The 16,063-nt window shown below is 50.5% G+C and carries 16 protein-coding genes and 1 pseudogene; 8 read left to right on the top strand and 9 right to left on the bottom strand.

All coding sequences use genetic code 11. The features are described from left to right. Window positions 1-18 precede the first annotated feature (18 nt). The gene (gene yeiG / locus FTE26_RS16825) at window positions 19-855 is read right to left on the bottom strand and encodes an S-formylglutathione hydrolase (protein WP_000425428.1); all 837 of its coding nucleotides are present in this window, start codon (window positions 853-855) and stop codon (window positions 19-21) included. A gap of 257 nt (window positions 856-1,112) precedes the next feature. On the opposite strand from yeiG, the gene folE reads away from it, so the two are divergent. The 6 genes from folE (at window position 1,113) to mglC (ending at window position 8,022) form a co-directional block, all read left to right on the top strand. Continuing rightward, window positions 1,113-1,781, top strand: coding sequence for a GTP cyclohydrolase I FolE (folE, locus tag FTE26_RS16820; protein ID WP_001139613.1), 669 nt, complete (start codon window positions 1,113-1,115; stop codon window positions 1,779-1,781). A 16-nt stretch (window positions 1,782-1,797) separates the two neighbouring features. Beyond that, on the top strand, window positions 1,798-2,955 hold the full coding sequence (gene yeiB / locus FTE26_RS16815; RefSeq protein ID WP_000440879.1) for a DUF418 domain-containing protein YeiB: 1,158 nt from the start codon (window positions 1,798-1,800) through the stop codon (window positions 2,953-2,955). 141 nt (window positions 2,956-3,096) lie between these two features. Then, window positions 3,097-4,137 carry an HTH-type transcriptional regulator GalS gene (gene galS, locus FTE26_RS16810; protein ID WP_000628645.1) on the top strand — a complete coding sequence of 347 codons (1,041 nt, stop codon included), beginning with the start codon at window positions 3,097-3,099 and terminating at the stop codon, window positions 4,135-4,137. Between the two features lie 279 nt (window positions 4,138-4,416). Beyond that, a complete protein-coding gene (gene mglB, locus FTE26_RS16805) occupies window positions 4,417-5,415 on the top strand; it encodes a galactose/glucose ABC transporter substrate-binding protein MglB (RefSeq protein WP_001036965.1) in 999 nt (332 codons plus the stop codon). Window positions 5,416-5,475: 60 nt separating this feature from the next. Then, the gene (mglA, locus tag FTE26_RS16800) at window positions 5,476-6,996 is read left to right on the top strand and encodes a galactose/methyl galactoside ABC transporter ATP-binding protein MglA (RefSeq protein WP_000255042.1); all 1,521 of its coding nucleotides are present in this window, start codon (window positions 5,476-5,478) and stop codon (window positions 6,994-6,996) included. A 15-nt stretch (window positions 6,997-7,011) separates the two neighbouring features. Continuing rightward, window positions 7,012-8,022: a galactose/methyl galactoside ABC transporter permease MglC gene (gene mglC / locus FTE26_RS16795; protein ID WP_001275118.1), complete on the top strand. Its 1,011-nt coding sequence runs from the start codon at window positions 7,012-7,014 to the stop codon at window positions 8,020-8,022. Between the two features lie 70 nt (window positions 8,023-8,092). On the opposite strand, the gene preA is transcribed toward mglC, so the two are convergent. The 7 genes from preA to FTE26_RS16760 all read right to left on the bottom strand — a co-directional run bounded on the left by preA (window position 8,093) and on the right by FTE26_RS16760 (window position 14,094). Further along, complete coding sequence (gene preA, locus FTE26_RS16790) at window positions 8,093-9,328, bottom strand: NAD-dependent dihydropyrimidine dehydrogenase subunit PreA (RefSeq protein WP_000956041.1); 1,236 nt, start codon at window positions 9,326-9,328, stop codon at window positions 8,093-8,095. Then, window positions 9,322-10,560, bottom strand: coding sequence for an NAD-dependent dihydropyrimidine dehydrogenase subunit PreT (preT, locus tag FTE26_RS16785; RefSeq protein WP_001136372.1), 1,239 nt, complete (start codon window positions 10,558-10,560; stop codon window positions 9,322-9,324). The genes preA and preT overlap by 7 nt, the downstream gene beginning before the upstream one ends. 318 nt (window positions 10,561-10,878) lie before the next feature. After that, the gene (locus FTE26_RS16780) at window positions 10,879-11,118 is read right to left on the bottom strand and encodes a DUF2542 family protein (protein WP_000383096.1); all 240 of its coding nucleotides are present in this window, start codon (window positions 11,116-11,118) and stop codon (window positions 10,879-10,881) included. Between the two features lie 2 nt (window positions 11,119-11,120). Beyond that, window positions 11,121-11,840: an outer membrane permeability protein SanA gene (sanA, locus tag FTE26_RS16775; RefSeq protein ID WP_000920064.1), complete on the bottom strand. Its 720-nt coding sequence runs from the start codon at window positions 11,838-11,840 to the stop codon at window positions 11,121-11,123. Between the two features lie 149 nt (window positions 11,841-11,989). Next, window positions 11,990-12,874 carry a cytidine deaminase gene (cdd, locus tag FTE26_RS16770; protein ID WP_000553559.1) on the bottom strand — a complete coding sequence of 295 codons (885 nt, stop codon included), beginning with the start codon at window positions 12,872-12,874 and terminating at the stop codon, window positions 11,990-11,992. A 129-nt stretch (window positions 12,875-13,003) separates the two neighbouring features. Further along, complete coding sequence (locus FTE26_RS16765) at window positions 13,004-13,699, bottom strand: CidB/LrgB family autolysis modulator (protein ID WP_000968208.1); 696 nt, start codon at window positions 13,697-13,699, stop codon at window positions 13,004-13,006. Beyond that, window positions 13,696-14,094 carry a CidA/LrgA family protein gene (locus tag FTE26_RS16760; RefSeq protein ID WP_001295452.1) on the bottom strand — a complete coding sequence of 133 codons (399 nt, stop codon included), beginning with the start codon at window positions 14,092-14,094 and terminating at the stop codon, window positions 13,696-13,698. Before FTE26_RS16760 ends, FTE26_RS16765 begins: the two co-directional genes overlap by 4 nt. A 238-nt stretch (window positions 14,095-14,332) precedes the next feature. Between FTE26_RS16760 and dusC the strand changes: the two genes are divergently transcribed. Next, on the top strand, window positions 14,333-15,280 hold the full coding sequence (gene dusC / locus FTE26_RS16755) for a tRNA dihydrouridine(16) synthase DusC (RefSeq protein ID WP_001264869.1): 948 nt from the start codon (window positions 14,333-14,335) through the stop codon (window positions 15,278-15,280). Between the two features lie 372 nt (window positions 15,281-15,652). Here the strand turns inward: dusC and FTE26_RS20335 are convergent, their stop codons facing one another. After that, window positions 15,653-15,727: a hypothetical protein gene (locus FTE26_RS20335; protein WP_085674848.1), complete on the bottom strand. Its 75-nt coding sequence runs from the start codon at window positions 15,725-15,727 to the stop codon at window positions 15,653-15,655. A gap of 49 nt (window positions 15,728-15,776) precedes the next feature. On the opposite strand from FTE26_RS20335, the pseudogene FTE26_RS16750 reads away from it, so the two are divergent. Then, a pseudogene (locus tag FTE26_RS16750) lies at window positions 15,777-16,063 on the top strand (IS1-like element transposase); the annotation flags it as partial.

Genomic DNA, 16,063 nt, shown 5'->3' with positions numbered 1-16,063 from the left:
GGCGAACCGGGCGGACTTTCACTTCAGTAAATACTGCGCATGGAAGCGCAGGTGATCCTCTATAAAAGAGGCGATGAAGTAGTAACTGTGATCATATCCCGGCTGAATACGCAGCGTCATCGGCCACGCTTTCTGGCGCGCGGCTTCTGCCAGTACCGCAGGTTGCAACTGGTCGGCAAGAAACTGATCATTATCGCCCTGATCGATAAGCGTCGGGATCGCATCCTGCGCGTTACTGGCATACATCAGCGCGCAACTGTCCCATTCCAGCCATGCATTTTTGTCCTCACCTAAATAGCTGCTAAACGCTTTGATTCCCCACGGGACGCTGCACGGATTCACAATTGGCGCAAAGGCCGAAACGCTGGTGTATTTACCCGGATTTTTCAGCGCCATAATCAGCGCACCGTGACCACCCATTGAATGACCGCTAATGGCGCAGCGGTCGCTGACATTAAATTGCGACTGAACCAGCGCCGGTAATTCATCGCGCAGATAATCATACATCCGGTAATGCGTCGCCCACGGCGGTTGCGTGGCGTTAAGATAAAACCCCGCGCCCTGGCCTAAATCGTAGCCATCATCGTTGGCAACCTGTTCGCCGCGCGGGCTGGTGTCTGGCATCACCAGTACAATCCCCAGTTCTGCCGCCACGCGCTGGGCACCCGCCTTGATGGTGAAGTTCTCGTCATTGCAGGTTAATCCGGAAAGCCAGTACAGCACTGGTGGCGGGGTGTGATCACGAGGTGGTGGGAGAAAGATACTGAACGTCATCGGACAGTTTAAGGTACTGGAGTCGTGTCGCCAGCGTTGCTGCCAGCCTTCAAAACAGCGGTGCTCTTCGAGCATTTCCATGCGTGGCTCCTTGTTGTGTTGTTTGCAATTTCTTCATCATACCGTTTATTCAATGTGCTGTGAGTAACTTTCACTTCCGTATTTGCATAACGATGTTTTAACATCTGCTGATGAAAGGCAGCGGCAATTACAATAATTATCGCTGTGAATACTGGATTATGTGCGCCGCCTCACGCACAATAATCAAGCTGTAAATCAGCTTAATAACTTTGCCCCCACGCAGGGCGGAGGCGTCACACCTGCAGGAGAAATCATAAATGCCATCACTCAGTAAAGAAGCGGCCCTGGTTCATGAAGCGTTAGTTGCGCGAGGACTGGAAACACCGCTGCGCCCGCCCGTGCATGAAATGGATAACGAAACGCGCAAAAGCCTTATTGCTGGTCATATGACCGAAATCATGCAGCTGCTGAATCTCGACCTGGCTGATGACAGTTTGATGGAAACGCCGCATCGCATCGCTAAAATGTATGTCGATGAAATTTTCTCCGGTCTGGATTACGCCAACTTCCCGAAAATCACCCTCATTGAAAACAAAATGAAGGTCGATGAAATGGTCACCGTGCGCGATATCACTCTGACCAGTACCTGTGAACACCATTTTGTTACCATCGATGGCAAAGCGACGGTGGCTTATATCCCGAAAGATTCGGTGATCGGTCTGTCAAAAATTAACCGTATCGTGCAGTTCTTTGCCCAGCGTCCGCAGGTGCAGGAACGTCTGACGCAGCAAATTCTTATTGCGCTACAAACGCTGCTGGGCACCAATAACGTGGCTGTCTCGATCGACGCGGTGCATTACTGCGTGAAGGCGCGTGGCATCCGCGATGCAACCAGTGCCACAACAACGACCTCTCTTGGTGGATTGTTCAAATCCAGTCAGAATACGCGCCACGAGTTTCTGCGCGCTGTGCGTCATCACAACTGATTAAAAGGCAGGAACCATGGAGCGCAACGTCACGCTCGATTTTGTTCGCGGCGTCGCCATTCTGGGGATCCTGCTATTAAACATCAGCGCCTTTGGGCTACCAAAGGCGGCTTATCTCAATCCCGCCTGGTACGGTGCTATTACGCCGCAGGATGCATGGACCTGGGCATTTCTTGATCTCATCGCCCAGGTGAAATTCCTCACGCTTTTTGCGCTGCTGTTTGGTGCTGGACTGCAAATGTTGCTGCCCCGTGGCAGACGCTGGATCCAGTCGCGGTTAACGCTGTTAGTCTTATTGGGCTTTATTCACGGTTTATTGTTCTGGGACGGCGATATTCTTCTGGCTTACGGGCTGGTGGGCTTAATCTGCTGGCGGCTGGTGCGCGATGCGCCATCGGTAAAAAGCCTGTTTAATACCGGCGTCATGCTTTATCTGGTGGGGCTTGGCGTTTTGCTGTTATTGGGGCTGATTTCCGACAGCCAGACCAGCCGCGCCTGGACGCCGGATGCATCGGCTATTTTGTATGAAAAATACTGGAAGCTTCACGGCGGCGTTGATGCGATCAGTAATCGTGCCGATGGTGTTGGCAACAGTTTACTGGCACTGGGCGCACAGTATGGCTGGCAACTGGCTGGGATGATGCTCATTGGTGCGGCGCTGATGCGCAGCGGCTGGCTGAAAGGGCAGTTCAGCTTACGTCACTATCGTCGTACTGGTTTTGTGCTGGTGGCGATTGGGGTGACCATTAACCTTCCTGCCATCGCCCTGCAATGGCAGCTGGACTGGGCGTATCGCTGGTGTGCCTTCTTACTTCAAATGCCGCGGGAACTGAGTGCGCCGTTTCAGGCGATTGGCTATGCGTCGCTGTTTTATGGCTTCTGGCCGCAATTAAGCCGCTTTAAGCTGGTGCTGGCAATCGCCTGCGTCGGACGGATGGCGCTGACCAACTATCTATTGCAAACGCTGATTTGTACCACGCTTTTTTACCACCTCGGTTTGTTTATGCATTTTGATCGCCTGGAGCTGCTGGCGTTTGTTATTCCGGTATGGCTGGCGAATATCCTCTTCTCTGTTATCTGGCTGCGTTACTTCCGCCAGGGGCCGGTGGAATGGCTCTGGCGTCAGTTAACTTTGCGTGCTGCCGGAACGGCAATATCTAAAACATCAAGATAACGATCTGGATCACATTCGTTAACAAAACGGCTGTAACCGTTTCCATTGCTGTGACTCGATTCACGAAGTCCTGTATTCAGTGCTGACAAAATAGCCGCCAGCAAGCAGTCATTTACTGCAATCTCATAACAGGTAGTGAATATGATCACCATTCGTGATGTAGCGCGTCAGGCTGGCGTCTCTGTGGCAACGGTTTCCCGGGTGCTCAATAACAGCACGCTGGTCAGTGCCGACACGCGTGAAGCAGTAATGAAAGCCGTGAGTGAGCTGGATTATCGGCCAAATGCCAATGCCCAGGCGCTGGCAACTCAGGTTAGCGATACCATTGGCGTGGTGGTGATGGACGTTTCTGATGCTTTTTTCGGCGCGCTGGTAAAAGCGGTGGATCTGGTCGCCCAGCAGCATCAGAAATACGTGCTAATCGGCAATAGCTATCATGAAGCGGAAAAAGAGCGTCACGCCATTGAGGTGTTAATTCGCCAGCGTTGTAATGCGTTGATTGTTCACTCAAAAGCATTGAGTGACGATGAACTGGCGCAATTTATGGATAACATTCCCGGTATGGTGTTAATCAACCGCGTTGTGCCGGGGTACGCCCATCGTTGCGTTTGCCTGGATAATCTCAGCGGTGCCCGAATGGCGACGCGCATGTTGCTGAATAACTGTCATCAACGTATTGGTTATCTTTCTTCCAGCCACGGCATTGAAGATGACGCCATGCGTAAAGCAGGCTGGATGAGTGCGTTGAAAGAGCAGGATATTATTCCGCCGGAAAGCTGGATTGGCACTGGTACGCCGGACATGCCGGGCGGTGAGGCGGCGATGGTTGAACTGCTGGGGCGCAATCTACAACTTACCGCTGTATTTGCTTATAACGACAATATGGCCGCTGGCGCACTGACAGCATTAAAAGATAATGGCATTGCGATTCCGTTACATCTCTCAATCATCGGTTTCGATGATATTCCCATCGCCCGTTACACCGACCCGCAATTAACGACCGTGCGTTATCCCATTGCTTCAATGGCGAAATTAGCCACCGAACTGGCCTTGCAGGGGGCAGCAGGCAATATTGATCCTCGTGCCAGCCACTGTTTTATGCCGACGTTAGTGCGTCGCCATTCTGTCGCAACACGCCAGAATGCGGCGACGATCACTAACTCAACAAATCAGGCGATGTAACCGCTTTCAATCTGTGAGTGATTTCACAGTATCTTAACAATGTGATAGCTATGATTGCACCGTTTTAACGTTGTAACCCGTATGTAACAGTGAATAATCACTTTCACCGAGGTAATAGCGTCATAACAACAATTAAAGCCGTTTTCTGGAGCGTTACCGGGCATGGAAGAACGAATTTTAAAAAGTGAGCTTCGGCGTTCAGTAACACTTCATTAACTCTACTGCCCCGCCGAGCATTTATCTCAAGCACTACCCTGCATAAGAAAAACCGGAGATACCATGAATAAGAAGGTGTTAACCCTGTCTGCTGTGATGGCCAGCATGTTATTCGGTGCCGCTGCACACGCTGCTGATACTCGCATTGGTGTAACAATCTATAAGTACGACGATAACTTTATGTCTGTAGTGCGCAAGGCTATTGAGCAAGATGCGAAAGCCGCGCCAGATGTTCAGCTGCTGATGAATGATTCTCAGAATGACCAGTCCAAGCAGAACGATCAGATCGACGTATTGCTGGCGAAAGGGGTGAAGGCACTGGCAATCAACCTGGTTGACCCGGCAGCTGCGGGTACGGTGATTGAGAAAGCGCGTGGGCAAAACGTGCCGGTGGTTTTCTTCAACAAAGAACCGTCTCGTAAGGCGCTGGATAGCTACGACAAAGCCTACTACGTTGGCACTGATTCCAAAGAGTCCGGCATTATTCAGGGCGATTTGATTGCTAAACACTGGGCGGCGAATCAGGGTTGGGATCTGAATAAAGATGGTCAGATTCAGTTCGTACTGCTGAAAGGTGAACCGGGCCATCCGGATGCAGAAGCACGTACCACTTACGTGATTAAAGAATTGAACGACAAAGGCATCAAAACTGAACAGTTACAGTTAGATACCGCTATGTGGGACACCGCTCAGGCGAAAGATAAGATGGACGCCTGGCTGTCTGGCCCGAACGCCAACAAAATCGAAGTGGTTATTGCTAACAACGATGCGATGGCAATGGGTGCGGTTGAAGCGCTGAAAGCACACAACAAGTCCAGCATTCCGGTGTTTGGCGTCGATGCGCTGCCAGAAGCTCTGGCGCTGGTGAAATCCGGTGCACTGGCGGGCACCGTACTGAACGATGCTAACAACCAGGCGAAAGCGACCTTTGATCTGGCGAAAAATCTGGCCGATGGCAAAGGTGCGGCTGATGGCACCAACTGGAAAATCGAAAACAAAGTGGTCCGCGTACCTTATGTTGGCGTAGATAAAGACAACCTGGCTGAATTCAGCAAGAAATAAGACTGATTGGGCGCAGTCTATTACTGCGCCCTTATTGTATGGCCAACAAGGTAAAATTATATGGTCAGCTCAACGACTCCGTCTTCCGGGGAATACTTGTTGGAAATGAGCGGTATCAACAAGTCTTTTCCTGGTGTTAAGGCACTTGATAACGTTAATTTAAAAGTCCGGCCACATTCTATCCATGCATTAATGGGGGAAAACGGCGCAGGAAAATCAACATTATTAAAATGCCTGTTTGGTATTTATCAAAAAGACTCCGGCACCATTTTATTCCAGGGTAAAGAGATCGATTTCCATTCTGCCAAAGAAGCACTGGAAAATGGTATTTCGATGGTACACCAGGAGTTAAACCTGGTATTACAACGTTCGGTGATGGATAACATGTGGCTGGGGCGATATCCCACCAAAGGCATGTTTGTCGATCAGGACAAAATGTACCGCGAAACCAAAGCGATTTTTGATGAACTGGATATTGATATCGATCCGCGTGCGCGCGTCGGCACATTATCCGTTTCGCAAATGCAGATGATCGAAATCGCCAAAGCGTTTTCCTATAACGCGAAAATTGTGATTATGGATGAACCGACTTCTTCGTTAACCGAAAAAGAGGTCAATCATCTGTTCACTATTATTCGTAAATTAAAAGAGCGCGGCTGCGGTATTGTTTATATCTCGCATAAAATGGAAGAAATCTTCCAGTTATGTGATGAAGTTACCGTATTGCGCGACGGTCAGTGGATCGCCACCGAACCGCTGGCAGGACTGACGATGGACAAGATCATCGCCATGATGGTTGGGCGTTCTCTTAACCAGCGTTTCCCTGACAAAGAAAACAAGCCGGGCGAAGTCATCCTCGAGGTGCGTAACCTGACGTCACTGCGCCAGCCGTCGATTCGCGATGTCTCGTTTGATCTGCATAAAGGGGAGATCCTCGGTATTGCCGGTCTGGTGGGGGCGAAACGTACCGATATTGTTGAGACGTTATTTGGTATTCGCGAGAAATCGGCTGGCACCATTACGTTGCACGGCAAACAGATCAATAACCATAATGCCAACGAAGCCATAAATCACGGATTTGCACTGGTAACTGAGGAGCGCCGCTCAACGGGAATTTATGCCTATCTGGATATTAGTTTTAACTCGTTAATTTCCAATATTCGCAACTACAAAAATAAAGTTGGTTTACTGGATAACTCGCGGATGAAAAGCGATACCCAGTGGGTGATTGATTCGATGCGGGTAAAAACGCCGGGTCATCGGACGCAAATTGGTTCGCTCTCCGGTGGTAATCAGCAAAAGGTGATTATTGGTCGCTGGCTACTAACGCAACCAGAAATATTAATGCTCGATGAACCGACGCGCGGTATTGATGTCGGGGCGAAGTTTGAAATTTATCAGTTAATTGCCGAACTGGCGAAGAAAGGCAAGGGGATTATTATTATCTCCTCTGAAATGCCTGAGTTGTTAGGGATAACAGACCGTATTCTGGTCATGAGCAATGGTCTCGTTTCCGGAATTGTCGATACAAAAACAACAACGCAAAACGAAATTCTGCGTCTTGCGTCTTTGCACCTTTAAGATTAGGGGCTTCCCATGAGTGCGTTAAATAAGAAAAGTTTTCTTACTTACCTGAAAGAGGGCGGTATTTACGTCGTTCTTTTAGTTTTGCTGGCGATTATTATTTTCCAGGACCCAACATTTTTAAGTCTGTTGAACTTAAGTAATATTCTCACCCAGTCATCGGTGCGTATTATTATCGCGCTCGGTGTGGCAGGGTTAATTGTCACCCAGGGGACCGATCTTTCTGCTGGTCGTCAGGTAGGGCTGGCGGCAGTGGTGGCTGCGACATTATTGCAGTCCATGGATAACGCCAACAAAGTGTTCCCGGAAATGGCGACGATGCCGATTGCGCTGGTTATTCTGATTGTCTGTGCCATTGGTGCGGTGATCGGTTTGATCAACGGTCTGATTATCGCTTATCTCAACGTGACGCCGTTCATTACCACGCTCGGCACGATGATCATCGTCTATGGAATCAACTCGCTCTATTACGACTTTGTCGGGGCGTCGCCAATTTCTGGTTTTGACAGTGGCTTCTCTACCTTTGCTCAGGGCTTTGTCGCGCTGGGGAGTTTCCGTCTCTCTTACATCACCTTCTACGCGTTGATTGCGGTGGCGTTCGTCTGGGTGTTGTGGAACAAAACCCGCTTCGGTAAGAACATTTTTGCCATTGGCGGTAACCCGGAAGCGGCAAAAGTATCTGGTGTCAACGTCGGCCTGAACCTGCTGATGATCTACGCGTTGTCTGGCGTGTTCTATGCCTTTGGCGGGATGTTAGAAGCCGGACGTATCGGCTCTGCCACCAACAACCTCGGCTTTATGTATGAGCTGGATGCTATCGCGGCGTGCGTGGTAGGCGGTGTATCGTTCAGCGGCGGTGTGGGGACGGTGATTGGCGTGGTGACCGGGGTAATTATTTTTACCGTCATCAACTATGGCCTGACGTATATCGGCGTAAACCCATACTGGCAGTACATCATCAAAGGGGCGATTATTATCTTCGCCGTAGCGCTGGATTCACTGAAATACGCGCGTAAGAAGTGATGTGATTGTGGATATTGCCGGATGCGCTGCATCCGGCAATCGGTGCCAAATGCCGGATGCGTCTCTGGTTTTACAACGTTACCGGGTGTTCTTTCTCGCCTTTCTTAAACTTCACTTCCCCGAGCTCAATACAACCCACCGGGCAGACGTGACCACAAAGCAGACAACCCACACATTTCTCGGTATTACAATGCGGTGTGCGGGTTTTCTCGCTCCATTCCATCGCCTGGTGACCGCCGTCGTAACAGGAAATATAACAGCGTCCACAGCCAACACATTTATCAAGATTGATACGGGGATAGACAATATAACTGCGGTCTAAATCTTCCGCCGGGACAATATTGTTATTCGCCAGACCTACCATCTCCTGCAGCGAATCAAATCCCTGATCGGCGAGATAATGCGACAACCCGCTTGCCATATCTTCCACTATCCGATACCCGTACTGCATGATGCCGGTGGTCACCTGTAACGTTGCTGCGCCGAGCAATAAAAACTCAGCCGCATCCTCCCAGGTTTCAATGCCGCCGATACCGCTGATTGGGAAATCGCACAGTTCTGGATGGGTGCGCATCTGCTGAATGAAGCGCAGGGCGATCGGTTTTACCGCTTTACCGGAATATCCGGAAATACTCGATTTTCCGTTAACGATCGGCATACCGATTTTCTGATTAAGATCGATATTGGTGATGGATTTAACGGTGTTAATCGCCGCAATGCCATCTGCGCCGCCGCGCTTCGCCGCCAGCGCCACTTCGCACATATCACCGATATTCGGCGTCATCTTCGCCAGCATTGGCAGCGTGGAACCCCGTTTCACTGCCCGACAATATTTTTCTACCAGCTCCGGGCTTTGCCCGACATCGCTACCCATCGCATGAGAAGTCATTTGCGGACAGGAGAAGTTACACTCGATCATATCCGCGCCAGCTTCTTGCACCAGGCGCGCCAGCTCCTCCCATTGCTGCTCATTTTCCCCCATGATCGAAGCGATCAATACTTTGTCCGGGTAATCTTCCTTCAGCTGACGCAGGGCGGCCAGATTCTCTTCCAACGGATGTTCAGCAATCTGCTCCATATTTTTGAAGCCGATAAAACCGGTATCTTCTTTCACCAGATGATCAAAACGCGGCGAGACTTCGTTGGCGATAAAAAAGCCGATCGTTTTAAACACCACGCCGCCCCAACCTGTGTCGTAGGCTTTGGCACACATCTCATAGCAGTTGCCTACAGGCGAAGAAGAGAGGCAGAACGGGTTGGGAAACTTCACGCCGCAAAAAGTAATCGAAAGATCTTTCGTTAACATGAGCAAGCTCCCTCTAAATAGTGATGAATCGCCTCGGCGGCTTCTTTCCCGGTTTTCACGGCATAGACCACGGTTTTGTCACCCTCAACAATATCGCCAGCAGCAAAGACTTGCGGATCGCGGGTCTGATAATTTTGTGTTTTGATGGTGTTACGCTGCGGCTCTAACTCCGCAAAGGCATCCAGTCTGGCATGCTGACCGACGGCGAGAATAATTTTATCTGCCGCCATCGTCAGTTCGCCCGGTAACCGTACATGCTTAAACGTGACTTTATTGCCTTCCACGGCTACTGGCGTGAATCCATCGATGATCGAAACGCCCAGCTCCCGGGCGCTGGCAAACTCTTTTTCGCTTGCCGGAAACTCATCTAACTCTTCACGCGCTACGCAGGTTACCGCCTGACAGCCGAGAACTTTCAGCGTGCTGGCTACGTCCATCGCGACATCACCGCCGCCGATAATTAATGCGCTTTGTGGAATGCTGATATCGCCTTGCGCCTGTCGTACACGTTGCAGGAAGTCGACGGCAATCTCAACGTCACTATGCTCAAACAGCGGTAGCCCGGAACCGCTTGATAACCCCACGGTGACCAGTACCGCGCGGTTTTCTGCTTTCAGCTGCTCAAGGGTGAGTGTGTTACCGACTTCGTTGTTGCACTTAATGGTCACGCCCATTTTTTCAATACGGGCGATCTCTGCATCCAGCACTGATTGCGGTAACCGGAATTGCGGAATACCGTTACGCAACCAGCTACCGGGGTGCGCTTCTTTCTCATAAATCGTGACGTCATAACCCTGGTTTGTCAGTGTTACACTGGCCTGCAATCCGGCAGGACCTGCGCCAATAATCGCGACTTTGCCGAGCGTTTTAGTACCGGGCTGATAAATTTCCATCCCAGTTTGTTGTTCAAAATCAGTAACAAAACGCTGTAAGCGACCGATATCAATGGGAGTATCAACACCGGCACGGGTACAACCGCTTTGACATAATTTCTCCGTCGGGCACACTCTGGCACAAACGGCACCGAGGGCATTATTTTCGCGAATTGTCTCGGCAGCGCCTTTAAAATTACGAAAGTAGATTGAGCGAATAAATTTCCCCGGATCGGTCTGTGCCGGGCAAGCCTGACTACAGGGAGCGTCATGACATAATAAACAGCGAGAGGCTTCTTTAATCGCCAGTAAAGGCGTAAAAGCCGGAGTGAGTTCATCCAGATAATTTTGTTGCGGCATGTGATCTTCCTTAATGCTATGAGTAATTAAGGCGAACGCTAAATATACTCGTCATACTTCAAGTTGCATGTGCTGCGTCTGCGTTCGCTCACCCCAGTCACTTACTTATGTAAGCTCCTGGGGACTCACTCACTTGTCGCCTTCCTGCAACTCGAATTATTTAGAGTATAAATATTGCGTGCTGATATTAAGGCTATGCGCGTGGGGAAATTTATACTGTGAAAGGATTCACAAATAGCTGCGGTTCAGAATGTTATATCCGCAGCTTATTGAGTGAAGTAATAATTATTCTCAATAATTAACAGAAAAGAGAAAATATTAACGATAGAAAATAAGATAAACAATCATGCCGATAGATAAAATTCCGAAGCCGATATATGCCACCATATAAGCGAAAAAGAGTCCGGGATTTTTTGCTCGCCAGACATACACCGGTTCCGGTGCATTTTTAACCCGTTTATCAATCGCGCCTGCGCGCCAGCCTTTCCATGCTTCGCGGAAACAAAATATCGGAATAAGGAAAAAAACGGCAACGACAAAAAACTGCTGTACATCCATAACTACTTTCCTTGTTTCTTTTGTAATTCAAGTAACTGTTCGGGTGTGACGGCGGGATACCCCTGCGCATCTTCCGGCACCTGGTGCATAGCCGGAATAGGGACCAGCGGCCCTAAAAAACGCGGTTCACGTTTAAAAATATAAAGGTCAGCCAGCGCACCGAAACGGGCGGCAAATTCGCGAATACGTACTGACAGCATATCTTTCGGTGACGGTACGGCATAACACTGAGCCTGAATCCCCATATGCAGCGCAATAAATAATGCCCGCTCACAGTGGAAACGTTGGGTGATAATAATGAAATCATTAGTATCGAAAACTTTGCGTGTACGCACGATGGAATCCAGCGTACGAAAGCCTGCGTAATCGAGAACAATATCTGATGGGTCGACACCAGCAGCGATTAAATCTTTGCGCATGGTCATCGGCTCATTATAACTTTGCAATGCGTTATCGCCGCTCAGTAATAGATAATTTACCTTACCGCTGTTATAGGCATTAATCGCTCCTTGAATGCGGTAGCGATAATACTGATTAATTACGCCAGTACGATAATATTTTGCTGTTCCGAGCACCACACCGACCTGGCGGTAGGGGAGATCCTGCAATTCGTCGTAGATATAAGGCGCGGTTTTCCAGCTCATCCAGCGATCGAGGCCGAGCACAGTCAACAGCAGCAAGCCGATCAGGACTAACAGGCTGAGGAACACGCGCTTTAACATGCAGGAGACTCGATCTAAGGAAAATTTCCATCAGGCTACTTTACCCGCTGGTTTTGCGCAAGAAACGGCAAACTGTTTGCCGGGAATTTCGACACCAGGAGAGGGCTGGCAAGCCGGACAAGGCGTTCACGCCGCATCCGGCACCAGGCTTAAGCGAGAAGCACTCGGTCGATACTGTGACAGCCGAGAGCTTTCAGCGTTGCGGAGGTGGCATCCCACTGAATCAACGGCGCATCGGCGTTTTCTGCCAGAACCGCGCGCTGGATATCCGGGTAATCATAACCCTTGAGATTCAATAGAATTAACGCTCCCTGCAACGGTGGCAGAGTCGGGTTGAATGCGGCGTTTTCAGCGTAGCTGCCGCTGAAAATACGACCGTCTTTACATTCCAGCGCGACACCGCTTGGCGACTTACTGTAAGGCATGTGCGAACGGTTTGCCGCTGCAATCGCCGCCTGAGAAAGCGCATCACCAGTCAGCGCATAGCCGTGATCCTGCTCGTCCATCAGCAGCGTTTTAATCTCCAGATCTTTCGGCCCAAAGGCATCCGGCAGATAGTCACGCAGCGCGTGTGCCTCGCGGCCCGGCAGATGAATACGCAGATCCAGACCGCTGTTCAGTTCATTCATAAACTGACGGCAGTGACCACAAGGCGTGTAGTTAACGGTGATGGCTGCAAGCGCTTTTTCACCACTCAACCAGGCGTGGCTGATCGCGCTTTGTTCGGCATGAACGGTTTGCTGCATTGTCGCACCAATAAATTCCATATTGGCACCGAAATACCAGGTTCCGCTCACACCGCGCGCAATTGCGCCAACATTAAAATTCGACAATGGCGTACGCGCACAGGCCGCCGCCAGCGGAAGTAGTGCGAATGCCAGCGCGTCTTCGTCCAGCCCCGTTGCGCTCTTCAGCGATGAGACTTGCTCCCCGGTCAACAAAGCGGGGAAGTACTTGTCTGCCAGAATAGGTTCCAGTGCAGATTGCAAGTTATCCGCAAGTTGGGCAAAAGCGGTTTGAAAACGTGGATGCATGGCGTTGCCTCATAATCATGTAATGGGATAACAGTTTACGAACCCGTTAAGGCTTTATATGTGATCTGAATCTCATTAATTATGCAACGCGTGAAACTTACATCAAAAATGCGCGACGCATCGCAAATTTTAGCCCATTACTGCCAGAATAATCGGGAAAAGGAACGGTGCGATCAGCGAAGTAATTATCCCGCATAACACCAGCGCTAGCGAACTAAATGCACCTTCCTGATAATCCAGCTCGGCGCAGCGCGCCGTACCGAGGGCGTGCGAGGCAGTCCCCATTGCCAGACCGCGCGCAGCTTTGGTACGAATACGCATCGCATTAAGCAATGTATGGCCAAATACCGCGCCGAGGATGCCGACGAAAATCACGCAAACTGCGCTGATTGCCGGAATACCGCCAATACTGCCGCCAACCGCCATTGCAATAGGCGTGGTGACTGATTTCGGCAGGATTGACGCGGCGATTTCCGGTGAAGCGCCCATCAACAATGCCACGGAAGTCCCCGTCACCATCGCAACCACGCTGCCGATAAAACAGATGGTGATGATCGATTTCCAGCGCGCGCGGATCTGGTGTAGCTGCTCATATAAAGGATAGGCCAGCGCGACGACCGCCGGTTGCAGCAGATCGTTTAGCACTTCGCTACCTTTAAAGTAGCTGTCGTAAGAGATGCCGGTCAGCATTAAAAAAGGAATGATCACCACCATTGCTACCAGCAACGGGTTAAGCAGGGGAAACTTATACCGTGCCGCCAGTTTGCGGGCGGCAAAAAAGACAATCAACGTCAGCGGTAATGACCACCAGATATTCGCCATCATTCTTCTGATCCTTTCTGACCTACGACTTTACGTTCACCGTGTACCAGTTGTGAACTCCAGCTCACCACCAGAAAAACCACCAGCGTACTGACAGCACAGGAAACCACTACCGGGCCAAACTGCGCGCGGAGCAAATCAAAATATTGCATGACGCCTACGCCAATCGGCACAAACAATAGCGCCATATAGCGAATCAGTACGTAGCACCCCGGATTGACCCATTTCGCCGGAAGAATTTGCAAGGCCAGCAGGACAAACAGGATCAGCATCCCGATGATGCTGCCCGGAATGGTTACCGGTAGCAGGGAAGCAATGAAAATGCCTGCATACAGGCAGGCATAAATCAGGACGAAAGCGCGTAAATATTGCCAGATAATGTTCAGTGTCTTACTCATAATCAACACCCCAGATGAGATGGATTCATCATACAATTAATTCGTAAAACGTGCTACCGATCACATTAAGAAATCAGCGCTTATTTTTTCGCTCCCCGGCATTACGCAATGCGCAACGAACTCAGGCATACATCAAGCATAGAGAGGGATTGCAGTTTGCAGCAATCCCTCTTTGTAGACCTTTAATCCGCTGACCATAGGCGCTAACATAGCGCCTCATTATTTTGCGGGTGATGATATGCGTGTGTTACTGGCACCGATGGAGGGAGTGCTTGACTCTCTGGTGCGTGAATTGCTGACCGAAGTTAACGACTACGATCTGTGCATCACCGAGTTTGTCCGCGTGGTGGATCAACTGCTGCCGGTAAAAGTTTTTCATCGCATTTGCCCTGAGCTACAAAACGCCAGCCGGACACCATCCGGTACGCTGGTGCGCGTGCAGTTGTTGGGTCAGTTCCCACAATGGCTGGCAGAGAACGCCGCCCGTGCGGTGGAATTAGGTTCCTGGGGCGTGGATCTCAATTGCGGCTGCCCGTCGAAAACGGTCAACGGTAGCGGTGGTGGGGCGACGTTACTCAAAGATCCTGAACTCATCTACCAGGGTGCAAAAGCGATGCGTGAAGCTGTACCGGCGCATTTGCCCGTCAGCGTGAAAGTGCGTCTGGGCTGGGACAGCGGTGAGAAGAAATTTGAAATCGCCGATGCGGTTCAACAGGCTGGTGCTACGGAGCTGGTGGTGCATGGACGGACAAAAGAGCAGGGTTACCGCGCGGAGCATATTGACTGGCAGGCGATTGGCGAGATTCGCCAGCGGCTGAATATTCCGGTGATTGCCAACGGCGAAATCTGGGACTGGCAGAGCGCGCAACAATGCATTGCGATCAGCGGCTGCGACGCAGTGATGATTGGTCGCGGGGCGCTCAATATTCCCAACCTGAGCCGGGTAGTAAAATATAACGAACCGCGAATGCCGTGGCCGGAGGTGGTTGCTTTGCTGCAAAAATATACCCGTCTGGAAAAGCAGGGCGATACCGGGTTATATCACGTTGCGCGGATTAAACAGTGGTTGAGTTATTTGCGTAAAGAATACGATGAAGCAACGGGATTATTTCAGCATGTTCGGGTGTTGAATAATTCCCCTGATATTGCAAGGGCTATTCAGGCAATTGATATCGAGAAACTCTAAAAAACCATAGTGATGTTTTTTGACAATGTGTTAGCTCTTTATCAATAGGCCGCACGGTTGTTTGGTGGCGTCAAAATTGCCGAGGCGTTCCCTGAAGGCCGGGGCAGCCCACATGGATGTGGGCTGAGGGCGCGTTTTACAGGGATGTTACCTCGCGCCCGACCCGGTAGCCGTAAGGGATAAGCCGAGGGCACCGCGCAGCGGCGATTTTGTTCGCCAGAGCCCGGGGGTGCAGGGGGCGGCGGCGATTGGCCGCCCCCTGCGCGCTCCTTGCGCCAGTGATTATATGAAGCAATGCACATGACAGGAGCGCAACAGGATGAGAGACTGAAATATTCTCGTTATTTTCGGACCTGATGACATTAATTAATTTTAAAATATCATCTTAAATACGCCAGTCACCACCAGTAGCCCAATCAGGAAAATAAACAATACAGCCCAGGTGATGCTGCCAACTTACTGATTTAGTGTATGATGGTGTTTTTGAGGTGCTCCAGTGGCTTCTGTTTCTATCAGCTGTCCCTCCTGTTCAGCTACTGACGGGGTGGTGCGTAACGGCAAAAGCACCGCCGGACATCAGCGCTATCTCTGCTCTCACTGCCGTAAAACATGGCAACTGCAGTTCACTTACACCGCTTCTCAACCCGGTACGCACCAGAAAATCATTGATATGGCCATGAATGGCGTTGGATGCCGGGTAACTGCCCGCATTATGGGCGTTGGCCTCAACACGATTTTACGTCACTTAAAAAACTCAGGCCGCAGTCGGTAACCTCGCGCATA

Source organism: Escherichia sp. S10b, assembly GCF_028421345.1.
Lineage (GTDB): Bacteria > Pseudomonadota > Gammaproteobacteria > Enterobacterales > Enterobacteriaceae > ECMA0423.
The sequence above is the reverse complement of the archived record's forward strand: the minus strand, read 5'-3'. Positions and strand labels throughout refer to the sequence as shown.